This is a genomic window from Candidatus Hydrogenedentota bacterium (assembly GCA_016791475.1).
Classification (GTDB): Bacteria; Hydrogenedentota; Hydrogenedentia; order Hydrogenedentales; family JAEUWI01; genus JAEUWI01.
In genome coordinates, this window is the sequence record JAEUWI010000263.1 from 1 (window position 1) to 667 (window position 667).

The following is a 667-nucleotide window of genomic DNA, read 5'->3' on the forward strand; positions in this document are numbered from 1 at the left end:
GGCGGCCTTCTCCTTGGCGCGCACGAAGAAGTGTTGGACCAGACCGGGGATATCCTCGGCGCGTTCGCGCAGAGGCGGCAACACCAGGGGGATAACGGCAAGGCGGTAGTAGAGATCTTCGCGAAAAGTGCCGTCCTCGATCATGGCTTTGAGATCGCGGTGTGTCGCCGCAACAATGCGCACATCGACGCGTTCGGGTTGCGTGGCGCCGACCTTCTCGATCTCGCCTTGTTGCACCAGTCGCAGGAGCTTGACTTGCAGTTCACCGGGCATCTCGCCGATTTCGTCCAGGAAGAGCGTGCCGCCCGCGGCGAGTTCGATGCGGCCCTTCTTATTGGCCATGGCGCCGGTGAAGGAGCCTTTGACGTGGCCGAATAGCTCGGATTACAGCAAATCGCGCGGAATCGCTCCGCAGTTGATGGTGATGAAAGGCTTGTCTTTGCGAAGGCTGTTAACGTGGATGGCTCTGGCGAGCAGTTCCTTGCCAGTGCCAGTCTCGGCGCGGATGAGGATAGTGGAGTTACTGCGGGCAGCGCGGCCGGCCATCTCGAGCACCGAAACCAGCGCCTCGGAGTGCCCGATGATGTTCTCGAAGCCGTACTTGCGATCGAGGTTTTGACGGAGGGTACGGACTTCCTGGATGAGATGCGTGTGATCGAGAGCGCGG

General features: G+C 60.9%; 1 pseudogene. It reads right to left on the reverse strand.

The window, feature by feature from the left end:
- Nucleotides 1–667 (reverse strand): annotated as a pseudogene (locus JNK74_29100) (sigma 54-interacting transcriptional regulator).